The sequence below is a fragment of the Bradyrhizobium sp. NBAIM08 genome (assembly GCF_020193935.1).
Taxonomy (GTDB): Bacteria; Pseudomonadota; Alphaproteobacteria; order Rhizobiales; family Xanthobacteraceae; genus Bradyrhizobium; species Bradyrhizobium yuanmingense.
Map to the genome: position 1 here is coordinate 1 of NZ_JADYVR010000653.1, position 424 is coordinate 424.

1 protein-coding gene is annotated in these 424 nt (G+C 70.3%); it reads left to right on the top strand.

From position 1 onward, the window contains the following. On the top strand, positions 1–424 hold a 424-nt coding region (locus I6F37_RS41410; protein ID WP_225154583.1), incomplete at both ends, for a PfkB family carbohydrate kinase.

Consider the following 424-nt stretch of genomic DNA (forward strand, 5'->3'; position numbering starts at 1 on the left):
CGTCCATCCTTGCAAGGGCGAGCTCCACGGATCTCGGCGGCAAGGGCGCGAACCAAGCGTTGGTGCTGTCACGAGCAGGAGTCGCAGTCACGCTCGCGGCGGCGATTGGCCGCGACCCGCGCGGCGAGGAGATCCGGGCTCGGCTGGTGGCCGAGGGATTGGCGGAGGCGCTGATCGAAGTGCCGGCGCCGACCGACGCCTCCCTGATCGTGACGAGCGAAGAGGGCGAGAACACTGTCGTGACCACCCACGCGGCGGCCGACGCCATGACGCCCGAGGCGGCCCTCACGGTCTTGGTGGGGTCAGCAGCGGGTGACCTCTTGGTGGTGCAGGGGAACCTGACCGAAGCCACCACGCGGTCGGTCCTTGCGGTCGCACGGGCGCGGGGTATCGCGACTGCCTTCAACCCCTCACCGCTCAGGCC